This is a genomic window from Boudabousia tangfeifanii (assembly GCF_001856685.1).
Taxonomy (GTDB): domain Bacteria; phylum Actinomycetota; class Actinomycetes; order Actinomycetales; family Actinomycetaceae; genus Boudabousia; species Boudabousia tangfeifanii.
On record NZ_CP017812.1, the window covers coordinates 1,836,188 to 1,858,111 of the forward strand.

Here is a 21,924-nt window from a genome sequence, read left to right on the forward strand (position 1 = left end):
AAAAGGTCGATTTGGAACAAATAATCTCACAGGTTGCAACAAAAACCTAGCTATTGTGAGTAATTAGTCGAGATTGAGACGTATTTTTTCTTCAGCTTATTTTGGCTAACTCAGGTAAATTTGAGGAAAGTTTTCACTTATTACGGGAGGCGTTCAATGAACCGAACCATCACTCGCAGTTTATTTACTACTTTTTCTACGTTAGCAGTGGTCGGTAGCGTCCTCGTGGCCACCCCTCCGACTGCTCGTGCTGACTATGACGACTGGGATGGCTGGGGTAGCCAATGCACTAGGTCTCGATTCAATGCCGAGAAGAATAGTTTTGCGGCAGATAAATACATTGACACCAAGGTGTCGGTAAAACTAACTAAAGATCCCGGTTCAAAAGCACCCGCGTTAAAGAATGTTGATGTTGTTAGTGGACCAAGCACTCGTTTCTGCAACATGGGAGCAGGGGGCCCAGAGACACGATCCATGCAGTACGGGAAAACTGTAACTTTCAGCGATGGTATTAGTACTCCAATTTTTAATCCTTACCACATGGCTTCTTTCAGCCTCGATCTTCCTGGGCAAAAAGCCACCAATACTAAAGAAGGTTGGGTGCTTACCAAGGGGCAGTGTTCAGATGGGAAGAAAACTTTCGAACTGGAAGAACAAAGTCTAACCCGCTCCCTAGAAAACAAGAATCGTTCACAATATTTGGCACGTTATGTAGCTCCTAAGGGAGTTACCAAACCGCTAAAGTGCAATGTTGAACTCCGTTGGGCTCGCCCAGCTGGCATGATTATCCGTTCTGAGTTCGGAAATAAAGATCAGCATGTTTACCACTTTGAGGCAGTTGATCCAGGTAATGGCGCCTCACTCGATACGACCACCAGAAATACCCGTGGGAAGTTTATTAAAACTGGTAAATATTTAATTACTGCTCGTGGTGGCAACCCAGGCAATGTAATTTCTAAGTGGAGCTGCACCAAACGCTTCCGCAATGGTCAAAATCGTTTCCCTGTCACCACAGTTAAAACTCGCTCTGGCTGGGTAGTGGATGTGCCCTCTAATGTTGAAGTGTTCTGCGCCCCCGAGTTCAATAGGATTCAACCAAAGAACGTTCAACGAGTTATGAAGGCTGCTGTTCCTCCGCAGCTGAAAGTTTCGGGCGTGACTGTTGACGTAGATGCCAAGACTCAGTTCGCAGGCGAAATTAGCTGGCTTAAGTCCAACAAAATTACTACCGGCTGGCACGTCACCAAATCTTGGGATGTCATTACTAAAGATGAGAAAGGGAAGGTCATTTCTCGCGTTAAACAGTCCGAAAAAGCCACCGAGTTCCGACCTTTGCTCAATATCGAACGCGGCGCCATGGCAGCATTCCTATACCGTTTAGCCGGTTCCCCCAAGGTCAATGTGACAAAGGCGCCGTTTAAGGATATTCCTAAGAACCACCAGTTTGCTAAGGCCATCACTTGGATGAAGAACATGGATATTACTGGTGGCTGGCGGGATGGTACTTTCCGTTCAGATGCACCCGTCGATCGCAATGCCATGGCAGCCTTCCTCTACCGCTTCCGGATTAAGTACCCAAGCAAGGTTAGTGCCGATATTATTTCGGTTCCCCTACCTGGCACGAATGTTCGTGCTTCCTTTAAAGACACTGGTTCAGATTTCTTTAAGCCACAAATTGAGTGGCTTGCACAAACCAAGATCTCTACCGGCTGGCCCGACAAAACATTCCGCCCAACCACCCCAATCAAACGAGACGCCATGGCAGCCTTCCTCTACCGACTCACCCACAACCGAGTCAAGTAAACGAAGGCTGAACTAGCTCAACTAACTGGTGGGTGGGAAGCACAATAACTGCTTCCCACCCACCAGTCTTTTCTGTACCAAAACGCTCTCTAGACTCCACAAACAAGCTAAAGGAATAAAAAAACTACAAAGATTACTCATATGAGAAAAGCAAGCCAACTAGGCTAACATGGGTTTTAGGTCACATTTTCGTCGGGGAAAGGTTTCACCATGATCACAAAACGCAAACTCACCGCTCTCGCTGCTCTCACCCTAGTAGGCGCAACAATCCAACCCGTTAGCATGGCACAAGCCGCAAACGATTGGAACGACCAATGCACCAAAGCACGCCTAGCTTTTGAGCAATGGGAAACATTTGCTGCTGGTGGTGTCCACACTACCTACAACTGGTTACTTACCTCAGACCCAATTCCTCGACCTAAGCTTAAGAAGGCTGTTCAAGTCAGCGTTGCTGAAGGAATCTATTGTCCGATTGCCTACGGGGACGAAGAAGAACTAAACATGAAATGGGATCGAGTCACTAGCTACACGCACGGTCTTGCTCATGTGTTTAAGCACAATAAGAAAGCTATAACTTCTATCGGCTTTTATGTGCACGGTCCCAGCATGAAAAATAGTGGCGATAGTTGGATTGTTAAGGATGCTACTTGTACCGATGGTAAGACCCGGTTCACCTTCGACGAGCAGGAACTTGATGATCCAAAATTTGCCCATAATAATTTTGGCTTCTCTGCACGTTTTATGGCTCCTCGTGGGGTGAACAAGCCGGTGAAGTGTAATATTCATTTGCATTGGGCTCGTCCTTCTAATTTGGTGATCCGTTCTGCTTTTGGTCCCAAAAACGATAACCACACCTACCACTTCGAGCCACTTGACCGCACCAATAACACCTCCTTTGACACCAAAACCGCATACACCAAAGGCAAACCCATCAAAGCCGGCAAATACCTACTAAACACCAAAGGCGGCAAAGCAGGCACCCTAATCACCAGCTGGAACTGCAAAGCCCAAAACAAAGCAAACAAGAAAACCACCAACCTACCAATCACCAAAACCCGAGCCGGATACGAAATCAACCTCCCCTCAAACTCCAACATCACCTGCACCCCCAAATACCGCCAAGCCAAACCAATCGAAATCACCAGAGCCATGAACGTTGCCCCCTCCCCCGCAGGCAACCTCTACCAAATCGCCGCAGACATTGACGCCAACACCCAATTCGCCGGCGAAATCAAATGGCTCAAAGACCAAAAAATCACCACCGGCTGGCGCCTAACCAAAAAATGGACCGAAACCGAAAAAGACCAAAAAACCGGCAAAGTCACCAAAACCAAACACGAAGCAAAAGTCACCGAATTTAGACCCATGCTAAACATCGAACGCGGCGCCATGGCAGCCTTCCTCTACCGCTTAGCAGGCTCCCCCAAAGTCAATGTAACAAAGGCACCATTTAAAGACATCCCTAAAAACCATCAATTTGCCAAAGCCATCACCTGGATGAAAAACATGAATATCACCGGCGGCTGGGGCGACGGCACCTTCCGCTCAAACGATCCAGTAAACCGAAACGCCATGGCAGCTTTCCTCTACCGCTTCAGCCAAAAATACCCCAACAAAGTCAGCTCCGACATCATCGCCCTACCACTACCAGCCGAAAACGTTCACGCCTCCTTCAAAGACACCAACCGAGACCTATTCAAACGACACATCGAATGGCTCGCACAAACCAAAATCTCAACCGGCTGGCCCGACAAAACATTCCGCCCAACCACCCCAATCAAACGAGACGCCATGGCAGCCTTCCTCTACCGACTCACCCACAACCGAACCAAGTAACTCTTTGGGTACAATGTGCCCATGAGTATGTTGCCTTTTGTTTCTGACACCTTTGATCCATCCCGCTGGCGAGAAATCCCTGGTTTTGAGGGCTTAAAAGAAGTCACCTATCACCGAGGAATCTCTCGCGGCGAGGTTGACGGAGCTCCAGCTGGTACCGATCTACCGGTAGTTCGTATTGCAATCGATCGTCCTGACGTTCGCAACGCGTTCCGTCCGGCAACAGTTGACGAACTTTTCATTACCTTGGATCATGCCCGTCAGTCAGGTGATGTCGCAGCCGTGATTTTGACAGGAAACGGCCCCTCCCCGAAGGATGGTGGTTACGGTTTCTGTTCGGGCGGTGACCAGCGGATTCGCGGACGCGATGGGTACCGGTACGAGAACGATAATGCCGATTTTTCTGTCGAGGCTGATCTGGATCAGCGTCGAGCTCAGATCGATGCGGCTCGTGCCGGTAGACTCCACATTTTGGAAGTACAAAGGCTAATCCGCACTATGCCCAAGGTGGTTATCGCAGCGGTAAACGGTTGGGCAGCAGGTGGCGGTCACTCGTTGAACGTCGTTTGCGACCTTTCCCTCGCTTCGCTTGAACATGCCAAGTTCATGCAAACCGATGCGAATGTAGGATCATTCGATGCTGGCTACGGTTCTGCTTTGTTAGCTCGCCAGTGCGGCGATAAACGCGCCCGCGAAATTTTCTTCCTTGCTCGCGAATATGATGCAACCACTGCCGAAAAATGGGGTGTGGTCAATGAAGCTGTGCCGCACGCTGAGCTGGAAGAGCGCGCCCTCGATTATGCTCGAATTATTGCCACCAAATCTCCACAGGCTATCCGTATGCTCAAGTTTGCTTTCAACTTGGCGGATGACGGTTTAGCTGGTCAGCAAGTATTTGCAGGTGAAGCTACTCGTTTGGCATATATGACCGACGAGGCTGCCGAAGGACGCGATGCCTTCCTAGAACGCCGCCAGCCAGACTGGTCATCCTACCCATACTATTTCTAGTCAGCTAATCCCACTACCAAGAGCTATGACACTTCTTGGACAGATTGAGAACAACTATCTACCGCTCGCCGCAGGGTTCTCTGAGCAATCCGTGGCTGCCTTGAGTAGTTGGTTCCAGCATTGGCTTAACGGAGATCGTCAAGTCCCCAGCGCCCTTTTGCTGGCCGAGGACGAGGACCCAGCTCTAGTAAGCCAGCAGCTTGGATTTGAACCTGCGACCAATAATGTCCCAGACGACTATACAGAAACCTTCTTGTTGGTACGCACGACGGGTTCTACCAGCACTCCCAAACTGGTGGCTCTGACTTCCAAGGCAGTTAAAACCAGTGTGCAGGCTACCCATGAAGCCCTTGCCGGCCCAGGACAGTGGGTGCTGGCTTTGCCCCCACACCACATTGCTGGAGCCATGGTAGTTGCTAGAAGCCTCTTAGCTGGTTTTTCTCCGGTGGTTTGTGCTCGTCCGCAAGGCAACTTTGATTTGGACGAATTTTCAAAAGCAACCACAACGGCGTTACAACAAACGCGCTCAACTAACACACCGATTTACACCGCGTTGGTTCCCCGCCAAATAGAACAGATCTTGTCCAGCTCGGTGGCCACGGCCTCGGCCCGCAAATACCAAACCATTTTGGTGGGAGGTGCGGCGATGAGTAAACAGCTCGCACAAGAAGCCAAGCAGGCCGGCCTAATATTGGTCACTACTTACGGATCCAGTGAAACTTGTGGTGGCTGTGTGTACGATCGCAAGGCACTACCCGGGGTGAAGTTAAAAGTAGACGAGACCGGGCGACTGCTAATCAACTCACCCACCTTAATGACGGGATACGTTAACGCTTCCACCGACTGGGTAACAGACGAAATGGGCAAACGATTCTTGCCCACTTCGGACCTAGCTGAAATCGATTGCGAAGGACGATTGAGTATTCTGGGCAGGGCGGACTGGATCATCAACACCGGCGGAGAAAAAGTGAATCCTTTGGCAGTTGAGGCAAGGCTTATCGACCACCCTCAGATTACGGCAGCCGTAGTGGTTGGTCTACCAGACCCCACCTGGGGCGAGAAAGTCTGCGCTCTGATTGTGCCAGCAAGACAAGCTACTCCGAACACTGATCCCGCCCAAAACGACACGACATTAGACCTCAGACAAATTCGCGACTGGGTAACAACCACTCTAGGGAAACCATGCGCTCCCAAAGAGATACTTTTGGTATCCCAAGTCCCCACCAAAGGAATCGGCAAGCTTGATCGCGAAGCCGCCAAAAGGTTGGCCCGACAAAACCTTCCGGCCGAAGACTCCAATTAACCGTGATGCCATGGCCGCATTCCTCTACCGCTTGACCCACAACGAGGTGAAAAAATAGTAGACTGTTTATCTGCGTCACCCCTAAGAACGGAGATAACAAATGGCTACTACTGCCGATTGGATTGAAGGAGCCCGGCCGAAGACTTTGCCGGCAGCTGCCGCCCCCGTAATGATTGGAGCGAGTGCCGCTTTCTATCTGGGTGGTTTCTCCTTCTTCCGCACGCTACTAGCTCTGTTAGTGGCTTTATCTCTTCAGATCGGGGTGAACTTTTCGAACGACTACTCGGACGGAATTCGCGGTACTGATGAACATCGTACTGGTCCGGCTCGCCTCACTGGCGGGAAACTGGCCAAACCGTCACAAGTTCTAGCGGCTGCGCTTGCTTGCTTCGCTTTGGCGGGCGTCCTCGGCCTGATCCTAATCGCTGTATCCGGAACTTGGTGGCTGCTACTAGCTGGGGTTGCCGCAGTACTCGCCGCCTGGTTCTACACTGGCGGTAAGCACCCCTACGGCTATTACGGTTTTGGGGAAATCATGGTGATTACCTTTTTCGGTTTCCTTGCCACCATCGGCACCACCTGGACCCAGATTCCGCAAGCACCTTGGTGGCTCTGGCTCGCCGCTTTCGGGGTGGGACTCCTCTCAGCAGACCTGCTAATGATCAACAATATCCGCGACATTCCCACCGATAAACTGTCAGGTAAGAAAACCCTGGCAGTGCGTCTTGGCAACCAAGTTTCCCGCGGCCTGTTCGTGCAAGCCATCTGGGTAGCTATTTTCCTTGGCATTATCGTAATTCTAGGAACCGGCACCAGCATCAACTGGGGTGGCCTTGCCCTGTTCCTCGCACTAACTGTCCCCTTCTCCTACTTCACCATCCGTCCGGTAGTGAAGGGTGCCCAAGGACGCGCCCTGATTGTGGTGCTAAAAAATACTGGCCTACTGACCCTGTTGTACGCCCTCGGCCTGAGCCTCAGCCTTGCCTCCGCTTGGTGAGCTATCCTTAAAAACATGCCAAGAGTTTTAATCTTCGTTCTGCCCATCCTGCTGGCACTCTACGCCGTGTTCGAGTGCGCCTTCACCCCGCGTGAAAAAATGCCAGCCAGACTGCCAAAGCTCGCATGGATGGCGGTTATCATCCTGCTCCCCTTGTTCGGGCCGATCGCGTGGATTGCACTCTACCGAATTGAACGGGCCGAGGCCGGTGAACGCCCCAACCCGCTCGAGGTCGTCCAAGGTGTTCGGGACCTCGCCCAAAAACCTGAAACCCCAGCAAAACCGGCTACTCCAAAGCCTACCCGCCCCGACGACGATCAAGAATACCTCGAGAAAATTGAGCGCGAATTAAGGCGGCAAAAACTGGCCCGCGAAAAGGCTCAAAAAGAGGCAGAAGAAAAAGCTCGGCGGGCACAAGAAAACCAACACCGGCCAAACCATGATGCCCAAAAGTCGTCAAAAGAAAAGGCCAACGAAGCCAACGACGAGACCAATCGCGACCAGGACGACCACCACGACAAGCCCGAAAACAACTAGGAATAAAGCCTAGTAATCACGGGCGCACAAACCTTTTCTAGCACCGGCCGACGCAATTTCCGAGTAGCGGTGAAAACCTCACCCTCATGGTCGAAACTCAGCAGGTGAAAACGCTTCACCCGTTCAGGGGCCGACACATTCTCATTCGCCTCAGCTACCGCCGCCTCGACCTCAGCTCGCAAACTAGGATCCGAAACCACCCGGAAAGTGGTACCGTCCTCGGCCACAAACTGTTCCCCACCCTGGTAGTCCCTCACCTGCGGCACACTCTGATCGAGCACAATCAATGCCGTCACAAACGGTTTACCTTCACCAACGACCATTGCCGCATCAACCAGCGGATGTAGCTCCACCTGCGACTGCCAGGCATCAGGCGAAATATTCTTCCCATACGAAGTGATAATCAAATTCTTTGCCCGGCCAGTAATCGTCAAATAGCCGTCCTCATCCAGCTCACCCAAATCGCCGGTATCAAAAAAGCCATCACTATCAAGGCCAGTACCATCAAGGTAGCCACCAAAAACGCCGGGACCGGCCAACAAGACCTGGCCGTCCTCCCCCAAACGCACGGTTGTGCCCGGAATGACCGGCCCGACCGTACCTGACTTAATCCGTCCAGGCCGGTTACCAGTAGCTGGGGCCGTGGTCTCCGTCAGCCCATAGCCTTCCACTACGCTAACGCCAAGGCCCCGGAAGAACCACGAAACTTCACAGGCCAAAGGGGCCGCTCCCGACAGGAAAAACTCCATGCGGCCACCCAACTTTTGCCGTAATAAGCGGCCAAACAAGGCATCCCCCAGCTTGAACAGCCAAGGCCGAGGGCGGACCATCCCCTGTTGGGACAACGCCGGAACCTTTAAATTAGCAGCCTGTAAGTCGGCCACTTCTGCCGCGCGCCCACGCTCAATCACTTGCGCTAACCAAGGACGCCAGAACCAGCCAAGATGCTTTTGCTTGGCCCCCTCACCTGCAGCATTCATAATCTTTTCAAGTAGACGCGGGGGCGCGACCATGAAAGTTGGTTTTACCGATTCGAGGGCGGGTAAGACCGCTTTCGGGGAAGGCTCATAAGAGATTCGCATGCCCTCACGCAAGCACACGCACTGGAGGCCTCGCGCCAAAATATGGGCTAAGGGTAGAAAAATCAGCGTCGAACCGCGATCGTTGACAATCTCGCGGTAGGCTGCTGCCACATTCGACACCTGTGAAAGCATGTTGCGATGGGTAATCACTGCCGGTTTGGGGGTACCGGTGGTGCCAGACGTAAACACGATAGTGGCCGGATCTGTCGCGTTCAAAGCGGTGAGCTGCTGTGCTAGCTGCGCCTCGTCCTGGTCAGATAACGATTGTTGCGGAACCGGATTGTCACCGGGAGCTGCCAGCAAGTTCATTTCCCAAACTTGCGCTTCACTAATGCCCGCTTCGCACAAAATCGGTATGGTCTTCTTAGTCCCAAAAGCGCGCCTAACATTTACGGTTTCACACATGGCACGTACCTGCTCAACCGACGATGTTTCATAAAGTGGCACCACCACAGCTCCAACCCACCAAATGGCGCAGTCCACCACAGTCCAAGCATAGGAAGTTGGGGCCATTACCCCAATCCGTTCACCCACTTGGACACCTTGCGAGAGCAGGTAGCTAGCGCAAGCTTTAACGTGCGATAAAAAGGTATCCCCGCGAACTTCCTGAGCCGAATTCCAGTCGGCCTGCCCACTAGCGTCAATCCCCGGCAAAAGAAAGGCCGGATGAGCCGGGTACTGTGTGATTCGGTTGACTATTTCTGCCAGCATTGATTGATTGTGGCCAATTTCAACCAGTGGTGGGAGGGAAGTTTCACGATGCATATGGCTATTCTAGATAACCTAACCTCTAACCGCACACACCTAATAGAGAGATCACATGACTAGTCTTAGCTCGGCAGTAATCGCCACCATTGTTATTCAGTTAATCGGCTGGGCCATCAGCGCCGCCAAGAAAACGGAAAAGATTTTCGACCTGACCGGTTCGGCCACTTTCGCAGCGGTCACTATTGCCCTGCTAATCGGTGTAGGCAGCTACGGCGAACACGCTTGGGCCCGCACCTTAATCGGGCTAATGGTAATTGTTTGGGCACTTCGCTTGGGCACCTTCTTGACCCGTCGAGCCCTAAAACGCGGCGATCAGCGTTTCGACGAAATTAAAGTTAACCCGATTCGTTTCTTAATCGTATGGCTAATCCAAGCCCTGTGGATCAGTGGCACTGCGGCAGCTGCCTGGTCAGCAATCACCTCAACCCAGACCACAGTTCGTCTACCATTGGTCTTTATTGGAGCACTAGTTTGGCTATTCGGGATTTCCCTCGAAGCACTAGCAGACCGCCAAAAGCGTGCTTTCCAAGCTAATCCTGCCAATCGCGGCAAGTTCATTGATACTGGTTTGTGGTCGCGGAGCCAACATCCAAATTATTTTGGTGAAATCACCCTATGGGTAGGCGTGGCTATTGCTAGCGCCTCCCTCCTTCACGGTTGGTATTGGCTCTCGCTTCTCTCTCCCGTGTTGGTCTTCGTGCTACTCACCAAGGTTTCGGGGATTCCTACACTTGATCGGAGTGCCAAGAAAAAGTGGGGTGACGATCCTGCATATCAGGCTTACCGTCGCCGCACCCCGGTGCTAGTACCTAAACTTCGCTAGTATTTTTTAATTTTCAATTACTTTGCCCCGCTTTTAGCTTCAACCATTTTGCCCCGCCTCCAATAAGTGGAAGGCGGGGCAAAATTTAGCTTGAGTTCTGGTCCGGTCGGTTTTAGTTTCCGTTGAGAACCACATTGCCGGGCATAAGCGCCACGAAAAAGCTGCCGTTGCCGTTTGGCGGCACCATGTGGACGATTAGTTTGCCCCCATTTTTGCTGGCCGAGGACGGCATGGTGGACAAGTTGAAACGAGTGCCGCAAGAAACTCTAGTCGAGGCAATAGTTTGCAGGTGATCGCCCATATTCTGAGAAATAGTCACTTCCAAATGGGCATCGACGCCACGCTGGTTCACACAACCGGTCACCAAGTCGATTTCGTGAGAGTCGTCAGGAGCCGTGACCGATACAGGCGATTCAGAAACTTCCGTCAACAATAGGTACGGTTTTGATTTCGACTGCGCAAACTCCATCGCCTTATTGAAGAGTTCTTTCCCAGTGGGAAAAACCATTGGTTCGGCGCTAGCAGTGCCAGCTTCCGGGGTGACCGCAAGGTTTGTGGGCGTAGACGAGCAGGCGGTCAAACTGGTGGCCAGCACACAAATCGCCCCAAGTGCGGCAAGGCGGGTACGTAGTCGTTTCATGCGCGTCATTTTACCGCCTCAGCCTCGGTTAATGCTGGCCGAGGACGAACCGGGAGTTACGTCGGCGGCTTTCCCTAGTAGGTGCGCGCTTGGTTCAGCGTAATCGATTCCCACAAGCGTATGGTTTTTAAAGATTAGCGAGGTAACCGAGCCGAGGGCGCACTGGCGGCGTCGTGGGTCGTGCGGCAGTGGACGCCCCTCGGCGAAAAGACGCAAAATCCAGATTGGTAGCTGGTGGGAAACTAGCAGGGCTTCACTACCTTTAGCCTGATCAATGGCACTTGAGACCGCAGCTCGCATGCGATCGACTTGTTGGCTGTAAGGCTCTCCCCAACTTGGTTTAAGCGGATTACGATAGCGCACCCAATTGCGTGGGTGAGCCAAAGTTAGGCGATTGGCGTTCACAGCTTCACCCTCAAACTCATTCGTGGACTCAAGAAGTCGCCAGTCAGAACCGACTTTTAAACCGTAAAGATCAGCAGTGGGCGCGGCTGTTTGCTGAGCGCGCAACAAGGGTGAAGCAGTTACCACGGTAATATTTGCGTCGATCTGAGCAAAGTACTCGGCACCGGCCTCGGCCATTTCAAAACCCAACGGGGAGAGGGAAAAACCTCGCATCCGACCGTAGAGAACGCCATCAGGATTGGCCACTTCGCCGTGGCGCATAAGGTGCACGATAGTATGAGTCATGCGCCTATTTTCGCACACATGGGTATCTGGCACTAAAGGTAATCGAAAAGGTGCGGTAACCTAGAAGACATGAGCGAACCTGAGAAACTTAACGACCAGGACCTGCCCATCCCAGACCCAGATGGCCCCCAGGTAGCCGCATTTTTTGACATTGATGAAACCCTGATCCGGGGTGCTTCAGCTTTCCACGTGGCGAAAGAGCTCTATAAACGAAACTTTTTTGGCAAACGCGACATTGCCTTCGCTGCCTGGCATTCTTTCCTTTACCGGTTGCTAGGCGAGGACCGCAAACGCATTGACCGGGTGATTAACCGGGCTCTCAATGTGATGGCGGGACATAGCGCCGCCGAGCTGGATGAAATCGGGGCCAATCTTTACGAAAAGATTTTCTCGCACCGAGTTTTCCCAGGCACCAAAGAGATTCTGCAAAAACACCTCGACCAGGGGCATGAAGTTTGGCTCATTTCTGCCACCCCAGTACAGGTTTCTAACCTGCTGGCCGAAAAGATGGGAGCCACTGGCGCCCTCGGCACGGTCGTAAAAATCGACGAACAAGGGCGGTTTCTACCAGAACTCGACGGTCAGATCATGCACCTTAAAGGTAAGGCTCAGGCGGCCGTGCGACTTTCAAAGAAGCGCGGTCTGAACCTGCCAGAAAGCTACGCCTATGGCGATTCCATTAATGATCTGCCTTTGTTGCAGACCGTGGGTCATCCCTCGGCAATTAACCCGGAACCGTTGCTACGGATTGTGGCGCTAGAAAAAGACTGGCCGATCCATAACTTCCGCAAGCGTCGCCTCGACATTAAGGCGATCGCCAAACGCGGCCTCCAAAGCGCTGCCGGCGCCCTGCTGGTGCGCCAGCTGATTCGCCACTACACCACCCGCCACTAGAGCCGGCGACAGCTTCCTTACGCCTTAGTGGGTTTCAATCACCATTTTGCCGAAGGGGAAGCAGGTAACTGGAATCAGTTTGAGGTTCGCCCAGGCCAAAGGGATCCCAATGATGGTAATGGCCAAACCGAAAGCGGTTGCCACGTGAGATAGCGCCAGCGGGATACCGGCGATAATAAACCAGACCACGTTCATTAGGGCCGATCCGGCACCGGCACCTGGTTGGGGCACTACTTCCCGTCCGAAGGGCCAGAGCACATAGCCGGCGATCCGGAAGCAGGCTACCCCAGCCGGAATGGTGATGATGAAAATGCAGGCTACGATTCCTGCCAGCACATATGACAGGAACAGCCAGATTCCGGCGAAAAAGAACCAGATAATATTCAACAGGGTGCGCATTGCTTCCTCCAGTTAACGCGGTGAGTATGATTATCCTATGCCTTTAAACACCCCCATGTCTGCAGATAATCCAGCTAGCGAAACCACCGGCCAAACAGGTAATGTGTCGGCCATTGGCAAAACTTCCTCCTCAGCAGAGGCCAGTTTGCCGACCTCGGAAAGTAGCGACGCCATCCTTGGTCGCTTGCGGGAAAATATTGCTCGGGTTTATCAGCGAATCGAGGACGCTCGTGCCACCTACCAGGCGATCCAGCCGGTCCATTTAGAGCTGGCGATCAAAACCCAGTCCGCCGAAACTTGTGGTTTGGCGGCACAGGCTTTAGCTGACCCACAGTTTGTTTCGTCCCATCCGATCCTTTTGGGTCAGAATCGAGTGCAAGAAGCGGTAGCTAGCGCCGAAGCAGTAAAAGCAACCGAGGGCGCCAGCCTGCACTTGATTGGGCCACTCCAGCGAAACAAAATCAACCAGGCGTTAAAAGTGGTTGATTTGGTCGAAACCGTTGACTCTTTGAAACTGGCCGAAGCTTTGAACCAGCGGGTGGTAGGTGGGCCTCTCCCCATCTTTTTGCAGGTGAATGTGTCGGGTGAAACCGCTAAAAGTGGCGTGGCTCCTGCTGAGTTTTTCCGTTTGGCGGAGGCGGTTCTCGCCCTCGAAAACCTAAAAATTGCGGGTTTGATGACGGTGGCGGGTCGCGGCACCGAGGCCGAGGTGCGCCCCCAGTTTGCGACTATGCAAGCTTTGCGCGATGAGCTGGCTCAACGATTCGACCTCGGTCGGCAAAAACCGCTGGAACTTTCGATGGGTATGAGTGGCGACATGGAGTGGGCAATCGCCGAGGGCGCCACGATTGTGAGAGCGGGGACGGCCATCTTTGGGCCCCGAGCAACTCGTTGAAACTTGAACTGAATAAATTTTTGGGCTGTCCTGCAAATAGGACAGCCCAAAAATTTTAAAAGCTTTCGCTCACTTCTTGTTGCGACGCTGGTGGCGGGTTTTACGGAGCAACTTGCGGTGCTTCTTCTTCGCCATGCGCTTGCGGCGCTTCTTGATTACGGAACCCATAGGGCACTCCCTTATCTAGCATTAACGAAATTACTGTTTAGCCAAGCAAATCTTGACCACAGTAAATAGGACAACAGATACTATCTTACTAGCAATTTGCCACCTTGCGCTCTTTGAAGCTTGGCACTATGGCGCAAACGTGAACTATGCCGCGTCTATTTAAGGCTAAGTGCCGCGCTTTTGCCACTTTTGCCGCCTATACTTATGTTTCGGTGGCTTTTCCCGCTAGTTTGCGAAAAGGCCCCAATAGTTCGGTGACTTGGTCCCACAACTGTAGGTTTAGTTTCGAGGGGAAGCATGGGAAAGAAACACGATACCCGTCCTTTTGGGCGTCGTCGCCCCTCCCCTCCGGGCGTGGCTCCCATGGCCTTTGAAAAGGCGCCGGAGCTCAAAGCAGATGCCACAGTTCATTACACGGGTAAGCTCACTGATCTGCCGGGCACCAATCCGACCTTGTCGGAGCGCTTCCGCGCCTATCTTGACTCGGTGGCCCGAAACTCGCCTGCCCGCCTTGCTTTGGCGGTTTTCGCCTCTTTCATCCTAATCATCACTTTCTTGTTGATGCTTCCCATTTCAACTGTTAGTGGTGAGGTGCCCAGCTTTATTGATGCGTTGTTTACCGCTACTTCAGCTGTGTGCGTTACCGGTCTTTCGGTTCAGGACACCATTACCTATTGGACGGTGTTCGGGCAAGCTGCGATCGCCCTCGGTATTTCCGTTGGTGGTCTGGGCATTATGACGCTTTCTTCTGTGCTGGCAATGGTGGTTGCTCGCCGGATTGGTTTGGCCCAGCGTATGTTGGCGGCCTCGGAACGAAAGTTCGAGTCCCTTGGTGACCTTGCCACCATGCTGCGGGCCGTGATTATTATTGTGGCGATTGCCGAGGGCATCCTTTTCTTGGTGTTCTTCCCTCGTTTCCTCACCATGGGTGAGAGCACCCTGATGGCCGCATGGCACGCCACCTTCATGGCGATTTCGACCTTCAACAATGCGGGCTTTGAGACCATTCAAAATGGGTTGGGTTCACGCGTCACTGACTGGTGGATGCTCACCCCGATTGCGCTCGGCACTGCGGTGGGTGCGATTGGTTTCCCGGTGATTCACGATATTTGGGTGCACCGTCAGCGTCCTGACAAGTGGTCGCTACACACCAAACTTACATTGACCACCTACCTTACTTTGGCGGTCCTTTCGGGTTCTTTAATCACCATTTTTGAGTGGAATAATCCCGCGACTGTTGGTGGTCTTGATGGTAGTGCCACCATGGCGAACGCCTTGTTGAGCGCCTTTAATAACCGTTCGACGGGTCTTTCTGCTTTGGATGTGTCGGCTATGAATCGATCCACCTGGTTGCTGGAAGACATTTTTATGTTCATCGGCGGTGGTTCGGGTTCTACCTCGGGCGGCATTAAGGTGACGACTTTCGCCGTGCTGATTTTGGCTTTTGTGGCGGAGGCTCGTGGTAATCGTGACATTGAAGCGTTTAAGCGCAAGATTTCGATTGATACTGTTCGCGTTGCCGTGTCGATTGCTTTGATCGGTACGATCACGATTGTGGTGGCGGTTTTGGCGCTAATGAACATTACGGACTATTCCACTGACCAGCTGGTTTTCGAATCGATTAGTGCCTTTGGCACGGTGGGTTTGTCGACTGGGATTTGTATGGATCCTAATTTGGCAACCGCACCGAAATACATTTTCACGATCCTAATGTTCGCGGGCCGTACCGGTACTATGACCGTGGCCGCGGCTTTGGCTATGCGCCAGCATTCACGCCTGTACTACTATCCACAAGAAAACCCGGCTATCGGCTAGCTGGTTGAAGCGACCTCGCAGAACTAGGCTTCTTGGCATAAAATACCAACGTACTTTCGCTGAAATGAGGATATTCTGATGGCACCAAATTCTGACGCTTTAGGTTCGACCCTGGTTATTGGTTTGGGCCGTTTTGGTTCGGCTGTAGCTGCCACTTTGGATCGCCTCGGTCAGGAACTTTTGGTGGTTGAACGTAACCCTTCCACGGTTGAAAAGTGGGCTGGTCGCATTCCTTTGGTAGAGGCTGATGCCACCAATATTGATGCTTTGCGCCAGGTTGGCGCTGCAGACTTTACCACTGCGGTAGTGGGTGTGGGTTCTTCGTTGGAAGCGTCTGTTTTGATTACCGCGAACTTGGTTGATATTGGTGGTGTCCAGATTTGGGCTAAGGCTACCAGTCGTGAGCATGGCCGTATTTTGCGTCGTATTGGAGCGCATCACGTGGTTTATCCCGAGTTCGATGCGGGTCAGCGTACCGCCCACTTGGTGGGTGGCCGCATGTTGGACTACATCGAGTTGGAAAAGAATGGTTTCGCGGTAGTGAAGATGATGCCACCACGCGAAATCCAAGGTTTTACTATTGCCGAATCGAATGTGCAGGCGAAATATGGGGTGCGCATTTTGGGTGTGTTGGCTCCGGGCCAGCAGTTCGAATATGCCACCGATACCACCAGGGTGGAAAAGGACGATGTGTTGATTGTGTCTGGCGATGCGTCCTTGTTGGATGCGTTTGGTCGTCGTCCTTGATTTTGGTGGCTTAACACCTAGTTTTAGCGCTTTAGCAAGCTTTAAACTGACCGAAGATTATTCGGGCAGTTTTGCTTTTTAAAGATGTTGAAAAAAGCTAGTGGCGCTGGGAATAATCAGTGGCATTGAAGCAGGCCGAGTTGTTGTTCGCGCTTCTCCTGCTCGCTGATTTCTGGGCTTGGCGATGGTGCTGGGCCCTCGTTGTTGCCGGCATTTTCGTCTGGTTTTGCCTCTTCACCCTGATTTTCTTCCGGGGTGGAGGTGCCTTCACCGTTTGGTGCCGGGGCGTCGTTCCCTGGGGCTGGCTGGTTATTGCCAGGCTCTGGGCTGGGTTGTTCACTTTCGAGCGTGCTGGGCAGGAACCGTTTCCAGGCTTCTTCAGCATCTGCATCGAACACGACTCGTGGACCTTCATCGTGGAAGGGGACGTGGACGGATTCAATGGCGCTCATGGGCATGTTGCGCAGCGAGTAGCCGAGCCCAGCGAGGGTCATGGGGTCTGCTAGGGAGTCGGAGAACTGTAGCATGCCTTTGACGGAATCTAGCAGGCCGATGGCTTTACCAGGGTTGTAGAGGATGCCGCTTTCTTGTAGCTGATGCCAGGCGTTGCGTAGGAAGTATTGTTGCCGGATTTGTCGTTGGGTGTCGGAGCCGTCGCCGATGCCTTTGCGGGCGCGGACGAATTGGATGGCTTCGGTGCCGTTGAGGTGTGATTTTCCGGCTGGAAGTTTGAAGCCGTTGACGTATTCGGGTTCGAATGGGTCTGCTAGACACACGTTGACGCCACCGATGGCGTTTACGACTTTTTCGAAGCCGGCGAAGTCTGCGACTACTACCCCGTCGAGGGGAACGTCAGTAAGTTTTTTGAAGGTGGCGACGGTACAGGCGATACCGTCCGACACGTCTTCGCCGCCGGCCTCGTAAGCGTAGGCGAAGGCAGAGTTGAACATGGCGTGCCGTCGAGCTGGGACGGTTTTACCATCATTGGTGACACACTCGGGAATATTGACGAGGGCGTCGCGGGGAACTGAGGCCATGAGGGCACTCTTACGGTCTGCGGCGATCTTTACCACGATGGTGGTATCTGAACGGGCACCAGGGTCTCCACCGCCACCAATGGCTGTGTTTTCAGCGCCTTCGCGGGAGTCTACGCCGACTAACAGGAAGGTTAGGGATTTTCCTGCACTTGGGTCGACTAGCTCTTGGGAAACACCCGCAGATTGGGCTTTGGTGAGGTTAATGTTTCTGATGCCGCCTGCAACTCGGTGTGAGAGCAGGCCTAAGAACGAGCCGAGGAAAACGGCGATGGCGAAGATTGCCACTGCGATCCGTTTTCCCCGGCCTGTTCTAATTGGTAGTTGAGAGTGCCGGTAGGACATTTAGTTCCTAGTTATTCCTTCACTTTGCAGTGTTGTGAGTGAGGCGGTACAAGAAGGCCGCCATCGCATCACGGTGGATTGGTTCGCTAGGACGGAAAGTACCGTCGTTCCAACCGGTCGAGATCTTTGCTTGGTTAACCCAGCTGATCTGCTTTGCGAAGAGTTCGCCGGCAGTGTCCTTGAAGTGTGGACCATTAGCAAGGTTGAAGCGTTCTGGGTTCACCACTGGGGCGCACTTGTCAGCGAACTGACCGCAGAAGCGGTAGAGGAAGGCTGCCATGGCGTCACGGTTTACCGGATCGGTTGGGCGGAAAGTACCGTCGGCCCAACCGGTGGTGATACCGGTGGAACGCAACCAAGCGATTTGCTTTGCGAACAAGGCGGTCTTTTGAACGTCCTTGAACTGTGGAGCTGCTGGTGCTTCCGGGGTAGCCGGTTCAATAGTCTTGCCTTCTGGGGTGGCTGCTGGAGTCTGGTCGAAACCAGGCACCTTTGGCGAACCGGCAAGGCGGTAGAGGAAGGCGGCCATTGCCTGACGCTGGATGTTAGCCAATGGCTGGAAGGTGCCGTCGGCCCAACCGGTGGTGATACCAGTGTCTTTCAACCAGTAGATTTGACCGGAGTAGAGGGTCAAGGCGTTAACATCCTTGAACTTGCCATCCTGGGTTGGTGGCTGCATCCGCTTGATGCCTTCACGAATCGCTACTGGCACAGTGAACTGGGATTCCGCAGTGGTCTTGGTAGCTGGGATCGTTACCTTTGCAGTGTAACCAAAGCCAGGCTTCAAACCTGCATCCACTGGGATGACTACCTTGGCAGTGCCGTACTGGTCAGTCAAAACTTCCTTCGAAGGACGAAGATCGGTCTGAACTGGAGCCGAAACGGTCTGGCCGTTAAACTCGACCTTAACTTCCTTCGGAGCTTCACCCGAAGTCATAGCCAAGGAAGAAAGATCCAAGACTAGGTTGCCACCTGGCAACGCTTCAGTGGAGGCGAGCTTTAAACCAAGGGTTTGTTTTGGCCCGTTAGTAGATACTACATTACCTGAATCTGCTTGAGACTTTAGGTAATCAATCGTTGCTTGAAGATCGATAATACCGGTATCGTTAGTCTTCTTTTCGTTATCCTTCTCGTTTAGTTCAGTGAACCCATCTCCGCCCTTCATAATGAAGGAGTTACCAGCAACCTTGTAAATCTTATTGTCATCAATGTGCTTACCATCAATGAAAATATCAATAACATGCTTGCCGTATTCTGCAGAAGGATCGAAAGTATAAGTTACGTTCTTCGATAGGCCAAGTTTCAAGAACGGACGTGGATTTTCACCAGGCTTCTTCCACTGTTGTTCAAGGGCTTTCTTAAATTGCGCACCTGACATCTTCGAATACGATAGAGAACCACCAAACGGCTGAGCTGTAAATGCCTGCTTTAAGGTCAATTCTCCCTTTTCATTAGGGATTAAGTCTTCACGAAGACCGCCAGCATTCATTAGACCAATGTCTGCACCAGATACCTGCTGCCTAGTGGCCTCAGCAATTAGATTATTCATATTAGATTCTGCACCGCGGTTTTCAACCACAACACCTGGTTTAACAGTGGCGCGAAGCAAACTACCGTTAATAGTTGCAACTGGATTATTACCGGTTTTATCAGCCTTAGCTTCAGCTGCTTTAACGATTTCCTCCAGTTGCTTATTCGGCTTATCTGCACAAACCTTTAGCAATTCAGCAGTATCAATGTTCTTTGCATTGCCAGATACGAGCTTCTTAGTAGCTTTATCAACTTTCAAAGAAATCTTGCCGAGTGCTTTTCCGAATGATGCTGCTTCGAGTGCAATAAGTTTATTGCCATCTTTGCCTTCAGCTTCGTTGTTTACAAAATCGCGATGGGTGTGACCAGCGAGAACAACGTCAACGTCCTTGCTCATCTGTTTAGCAACGATTTCAGCATCTTCGTGAGCAAGAGCCACCACAATGTCAGCCTTACCGGACTGTTTAAGAGCCTTAGCTTCTGAGTTAATTGTTGATCCAAGATCGGTAAACTTTAGATCCTTGATCCCTTCAGGATTAACCAGATCCCCAATTTCGTTTGTCAATGCACCAACAAAACCAACTTTGATGCCTGAAGGCGAAGTCCATACATGGGTCTTACCCATGCCTTCAAGCCCAGTCACGTTGGCGGCAATCACTGGGAAGTTGATCTTGGTGTGGCCATTACGCCCAGCCAAGCGATCGGCAAACGCTTTAGATCCCTTGTCAAGTTCGTGGTTACCAAGAGCCGAAACTTCAGGTTTAATAACATTAAGAACTGCAATGGTCGGTTCATCGTTGGAGACGGCCGAGATGTAAGCAGATCCGCCAATATTGTCGCCAACCGAGACCAAGGTGGTTTCCTTGGACTTGTCGGCGCGCTCAAGATCAATAGCGCATCCTAATAGAGGAGCACCTGGTTCAGTGATCTGACCATTACGATCGGTTTCTTGCTTGATGTGTCCGTGTAAATCGGTGATGGCTAACAGGTTCAAATCAACCGTGTCAGCTGCGTATGCGGGGGTCGCGGAAAGTCCGGCGCCTGCGAGAGTCAAGACTGCTACAGCGCCCAGAAGGCGGCGTGCACTCGTTGTCGAATTCGTAGCCACTTGCGTGTCTCCTAACCGTTCGGCCATTACAGCGGTAACATGACAGGTTTTCCTGCCGAGTTTATCGTCCCAAAGATAAAGAGTCACGTCAACCTGAAATCATTATCAGGACGGGAAAAAACGGCTATTTCTCACTCGGATTAAAAGCTGCCTGCAAGGCCTCGGCTAAGGTTCGTACTAAAGTCACCTGCAAGTTTTTGACCCCGCGAGCCTCATCCGCGGCCGCTTGCGGCACAATCGCCCGTTTAAAGCCGAGTCGTTCGGCCTCGGCCAAACGGCGGGCGATCGCGGGGGTGGCCCGCACTTCACCGGTCAAGCCGATTTCCCCGAAAGCAACCAAGGAGTCCTTCAACGCTAGGTTGGTGGCCGCCGAAGAAAGGGAAAGAGCCACCGCCAAATCTGCAGCCGGTTCGCTCGTCTTTGCCCCACCTACAGTTGAAACGTAAACGTCACGGCCAGCAATCGCTAGACCCTGGCGGGCTTCCAAAACTGCCAAGATCATCGAAACGCGAGAACGATCCACCCCAATGGTGGTCCGACGAGGAGCCCCCGCCGGTGCCGAAGCAATCAAAGACTGCACCTGCGTGGCCAAAGGGCGACGCCCCTCCAAGGTGACGGTAACACAAGTGCCCGGAATCGAAGCGTCAGCCGACTCAAGGAACAAACCAGAAGGATCCTCCAACCCAACAATTCCCAGGTCACTCATTTCAAAACAGCCGACCTCATCGGTGGCCCCATAACGATTCTTAATCGCCCGCAGTAGACGCAAGCGAGCATGCCGGTCGCCCTCGAAATGGGCGACAACATCAACCAGGTGTTCGAGGACGCGCGGGCCAGCCACCGTGCCATCCTTGGTCACATGCCCAACCAAAATGACGGGAAGGCTGCGGCTCTTTGCCTCAGCAATCAACAATGAAGCTACCGCACGCACCTGCGCTACCCCACCGGCGGACCCCTCTACCTCGGGGTGAGCCAAAGTCTGCACGGAGTCCACGATCAGCAAGCTCGGGCGATTCTCTTCAATATGACCCAGCACTGCCGCCAAGTTAGTTTCCGCCGCCAACAATAAGTTGTCGTGAAGGGCGCCGATCCGCTCGGCCCGCAAACGCACCTGGCTGGCAGACTCTTCGCCCGTCACATAAAGCACCGGAGCACTGGCCTTAGCGGCCACCTTCGCAGACACGTCCAGCAACAAAGTCGACTTACCGATACCCGGTTCACCCGTCAACAACACCACGGCCCCGGGCACAAAACCGCCACCCAGCACCCGGTCCAGCTCCCCCACTCCGGTCTTGCGACGAGTAGAAAGGCGCGAATCAACCTCGGTAATTGGTTTTGCCGATTTACCCGGGGAAAGGACAGTCAAAGTTTTGGTGCCGGCAGAAGGAGTCACCTCCGTAATCGTGTTCCACTCGCCGCAATTACGGCACTGGCCCTGCCACTTGCCATAAGTTGCCCCGCACTCGGAACACTCGTGAATAGTTTTCGCTTTCGCCACCCTA

19 protein-coding genes are annotated in these 21,924 nt (G+C 52.6%); 11 read left to right on the forward strand and 8 right to left on the reverse strand.

The window, feature by feature from the left end:
* Positions 1-156: 156 nt before the first annotated feature.
* The 6 genes from BK816_RS07535 (at position 157) to BK816_RS07560 (ending at position 7,484) form a co-directional block, all read left to right on the forward strand.
* The gene (locus BK816_RS07535) at positions 157-1,803 is read left to right on the forward strand and encodes an S-layer homology domain-containing protein (RefSeq protein WP_071164625.1); all 1,647 of its coding nucleotides are present in this window, start codon (positions 157-159) and stop codon (positions 1,801-1,803) included.
* A 210-nt stretch (positions 1,804-2,013) separates the two neighbouring features.
* Entirely contained in the window at positions 2,014-3,639 is a 1,626-nt protein-coding gene (locus BK816_RS09560) for an S-layer homology domain-containing protein (RefSeq protein ID WP_071164626.1), read from the forward strand.
* A gap of 21 nt (positions 3,640-3,660) precedes the next feature.
* On the forward strand, positions 3,661-4,647 hold the full coding sequence (locus tag BK816_RS07545; protein WP_071164627.1) for a 1,4-dihydroxy-2-naphthoyl-CoA synthase: 987 nt from the start codon (positions 3,661-3,663) through the stop codon (positions 4,645-4,647).
* A 25-nt stretch (positions 4,648-4,672) separates the two neighbouring features.
* A complete protein-coding gene (locus tag BK816_RS07550; RefSeq protein ID WP_071164628.1) occupies positions 4,673-5,950 on the forward strand; it encodes an AMP-binding protein in 1,278 nt (425 codons plus the stop codon).
* Positions 5,951-6,050: 100 nt separating this feature from the next.
* A complete protein-coding gene (locus tag BK816_RS07555) occupies positions 6,051-6,947 on the forward strand; it encodes a 1,4-dihydroxy-2-naphthoate polyprenyltransferase (RefSeq protein WP_071164629.1) in 897 nt (298 codons plus the stop codon).
* Positions 6,948-6,962: 15 nt separating this feature from the next.
* Positions 6,963-7,484 (forward strand): PLD nuclease N-terminal domain-containing protein, encoded by a 522-nt coding sequence (locus tag BK816_RS07560; RefSeq protein ID WP_071164630.1) that lies wholly within the window; start codon positions 6,963-6,965, stop codon positions 7,482-7,484.
* Here the strand turns inward: BK816_RS07560 and BK816_RS07565 are convergent.
* On the reverse strand, positions 7,481-9,331 hold the full coding sequence (locus tag BK816_RS07565; protein ID WP_071164631.1) for an AMP-dependent synthetase/ligase: 1,851 nt from the start codon (positions 9,329-9,331) through the stop codon (positions 7,481-7,483). The genes BK816_RS07560 and BK816_RS07565 overlap by 4 nt on opposite strands.
* A 55-nt stretch (positions 9,332-9,386) precedes the next feature.
* Here BK816_RS07565 and BK816_RS07570 point away from each other — a divergent pair, with 55 nt between their 5' ends.
* Positions 9,387-10,157: a DUF1295 domain-containing protein gene (locus BK816_RS07570; RefSeq protein WP_071164632.1), complete on the forward strand. Its 771-nt coding sequence runs from the start codon at positions 9,387-9,389 to the stop codon at positions 10,155-10,157.
* A gap of 112 nt (positions 10,158-10,269) precedes the next feature.
* Here BK816_RS07570 and BK816_RS07575 read toward each other — a convergent pair whose 3' ends face one another.
* Positions 10,270-10,806 (reverse strand): hypothetical protein, encoded by a 537-nt coding sequence (locus tag BK816_RS07575; protein WP_071164633.1) that lies wholly within the window; start codon positions 10,804-10,806, stop codon positions 10,270-10,272.
* Between the two features lie 9 nt (positions 10,807-10,815).
* Positions 10,816-11,487, reverse strand: a complete 672-nt coding sequence (locus BK816_RS07580) for a histidine phosphatase family protein (protein ID WP_071164634.1) — start codon at positions 11,485-11,487, stop codon at positions 10,816-10,818.
* Positions 11,488-11,556: 69 nt separating this feature from the next.
* Here BK816_RS07580 and BK816_RS07585 point away from each other — a divergent pair, with 69 nt between their 5' ends.
* Positions 11,557-12,381: an HAD family hydrolase gene (locus BK816_RS07585; protein WP_071164635.1), complete on the forward strand. Its 825-nt coding sequence runs from the start codon at positions 11,557-11,559 to the stop codon at positions 12,379-12,381.
* A gap of 24 nt (positions 12,382-12,405) precedes the next feature.
* Here BK816_RS07585 and BK816_RS07590 read toward each other — a convergent pair whose 3' ends face one another.
* The gene (locus tag BK816_RS07590; RefSeq protein ID WP_071164636.1) at positions 12,406-12,780 is read right to left on the reverse strand and encodes a YccF domain-containing protein; all 375 of its coding nucleotides are present in this window, start codon (positions 12,778-12,780) and stop codon (positions 12,406-12,408) included.
* A gap of 37 nt (positions 12,781-12,817) precedes the next feature.
* Here BK816_RS07590 and BK816_RS07595 point away from each other — a divergent pair, with 37 nt between their 5' ends.
* Complete coding sequence (locus BK816_RS07595; protein WP_156982012.1) at positions 12,818-13,675, forward strand: YggS family pyridoxal phosphate-dependent enzyme; 858 nt, start codon at positions 12,818-12,820, stop codon at positions 13,673-13,675.
* Positions 13,676-13,744: 69 nt separating this feature from the next.
* Here BK816_RS07595 and BK816_RS09175 read toward each other — a convergent pair whose 3' ends face one another.
* On the reverse strand, positions 13,745-13,843 hold the full coding sequence (locus BK816_RS09175; protein ID WP_003792170.1) for a 30S ribosomal protein bS22: 99 nt from the start codon (positions 13,841-13,843) through the stop codon (positions 13,745-13,747).
* Between the two features lie 297 nt (positions 13,844-14,140).
* Between BK816_RS09175 and BK816_RS07600 the strand changes: the two genes are divergently transcribed.
* Complete coding sequence (locus BK816_RS07600) at positions 14,141-15,658, forward strand: TrkH family potassium uptake protein (RefSeq protein WP_236842318.1); 1,518 nt, start codon at positions 14,141-14,143, stop codon at positions 15,656-15,658.
* Between the two features lie 78 nt (positions 15,659-15,736).
* The gene (locus BK816_RS07605) at positions 15,737-16,405 is read left to right on the forward strand and encodes a potassium channel family protein (protein ID WP_071164637.1); all 669 of its coding nucleotides are present in this window, start codon (positions 15,737-15,739) and stop codon (positions 16,403-16,405) included.
* Positions 16,406-16,521: 116 nt separating this feature from the next.
* Here the strand turns inward: BK816_RS07605 and BK816_RS07610 are convergent, their stop codons facing one another.
* From BK816_RS07610 to radA, 3 genes are all read right to left on the reverse strand, one after another.
* Entirely contained in the window at positions 16,522-17,727 is a 1,206-nt protein-coding gene (locus tag BK816_RS07610; RefSeq protein ID WP_170299676.1) for an LCP family protein, read from the reverse strand.
* A 76-nt stretch (positions 17,728-17,803) separates the two neighbouring features.
* Positions 17,804-20,422 (reverse strand): 5'-nucleotidase C-terminal domain-containing protein, encoded by a 2,619-nt coding sequence (locus BK816_RS07615; RefSeq protein ID WP_071164639.1) that lies wholly within the window; start codon positions 20,420-20,422, stop codon positions 17,804-17,806.
* 124 nt (positions 20,423-20,546) lie between these two features.
* Positions 20,547-21,920 (reverse strand): DNA repair protein RadA, encoded by a 1,374-nt coding sequence (gene radA / locus BK816_RS07620; protein ID WP_071164640.1) that lies wholly within the window; start codon positions 21,918-21,920, stop codon positions 20,547-20,549.
* Between the last annotated feature and the right edge of the window lie 4 nt (positions 21,921-21,924).

Bases quoted from the DNA above. Each gene is read 5' to 3' on its own strand.
- BK816_RS07535 (WP_071164625.1), top strand. From the start codon at position 157: ATGAACCGAACCATCACTCGCAGTTTATTTACTACTTTTTCTACGTTA.
- BK816_RS09560 (WP_071164626.1), top strand. From the start codon at position 2,014: ATGATCACAAAACGCAAACTCACCGCTCTCGCTGCTCTCACCCTAGTA.
- BK816_RS07545 (WP_071164627.1), top strand. From the start codon at position 3,661: ATGAGTATGTTGCCTTTTGTTTCTGACACCTTTGATCCATCCCGCTGG.
- BK816_RS07550 (WP_071164628.1), top strand. From the start codon at position 4,673: ATGACACTTCTTGGACAGATTGAGAACAACTATCTACCGCTCGCCGCA.
- BK816_RS07555 (WP_071164629.1), top strand. From the start codon at position 6,051: ATGGCTACTACTGCCGATTGGATTGAAGGAGCCCGGCCGAAGACTTTG.
- BK816_RS07560 (WP_071164630.1), top strand. From the start codon at position 6,963: ATGCCAAGAGTTTTAATCTTCGTTCTGCCCATCCTGCTGGCACTCTAC.
- BK816_RS07565 (WP_071164631.1), bottom strand. From the start codon at position 9,331: ATGCATCGTGAAACTTCCCTCCCACCACTGGTTGAAATTGGCCACAAT.
- BK816_RS07570 (WP_071164632.1), top strand. From the start codon at position 9,387: ATGACTAGTCTTAGCTCGGCAGTAATCGCCACCATTGTTATTCAGTTA.
- BK816_RS07575 (WP_071164633.1), bottom strand. From the start codon at position 10,806: ATGACGCGCATGAAACGACTACGTACCCGCCTTGCCGCACTTGGGGCG.
- BK816_RS07580 (WP_071164634.1), bottom strand. From the start codon at position 11,487: ATGACTCATACTATCGTGCACCTTATGCGCCACGGCGAAGTGGCCAAT.
- BK816_RS07585 (WP_071164635.1), top strand. From the start codon at position 11,557: ATGAGCGAACCTGAGAAACTTAACGACCAGGACCTGCCCATCCCAGAC.
- BK816_RS07590 (WP_071164636.1), bottom strand. From the start codon at position 12,780: ATGCGCACCCTGTTGAATATTATCTGGTTCTTTTTCGCCGGAATCTGG.
- BK816_RS07595 (WP_156982012.1), top strand. From the start codon at position 12,818: ATGCCTTTAAACACCCCCATGTCTGCAGATAATCCAGCTAGCGAAACC.
- BK816_RS09175 (WP_003792170.1), bottom strand. From the start codon at position 13,843: ATGGGTTCCGTAATCAAGAAGCGCCGCAAGCGCATGGCGAAGAAGAAG.
- BK816_RS07600 (WP_236842318.1), top strand. From the start codon at position 14,141: ATGGGAAAGAAACACGATACCCGTCCTTTTGGGCGTCGTCGCCCCTCC.
- BK816_RS07605 (WP_071164637.1), top strand. From the start codon at position 15,737: ATGGCACCAAATTCTGACGCTTTAGGTTCGACCCTGGTTATTGGTTTG.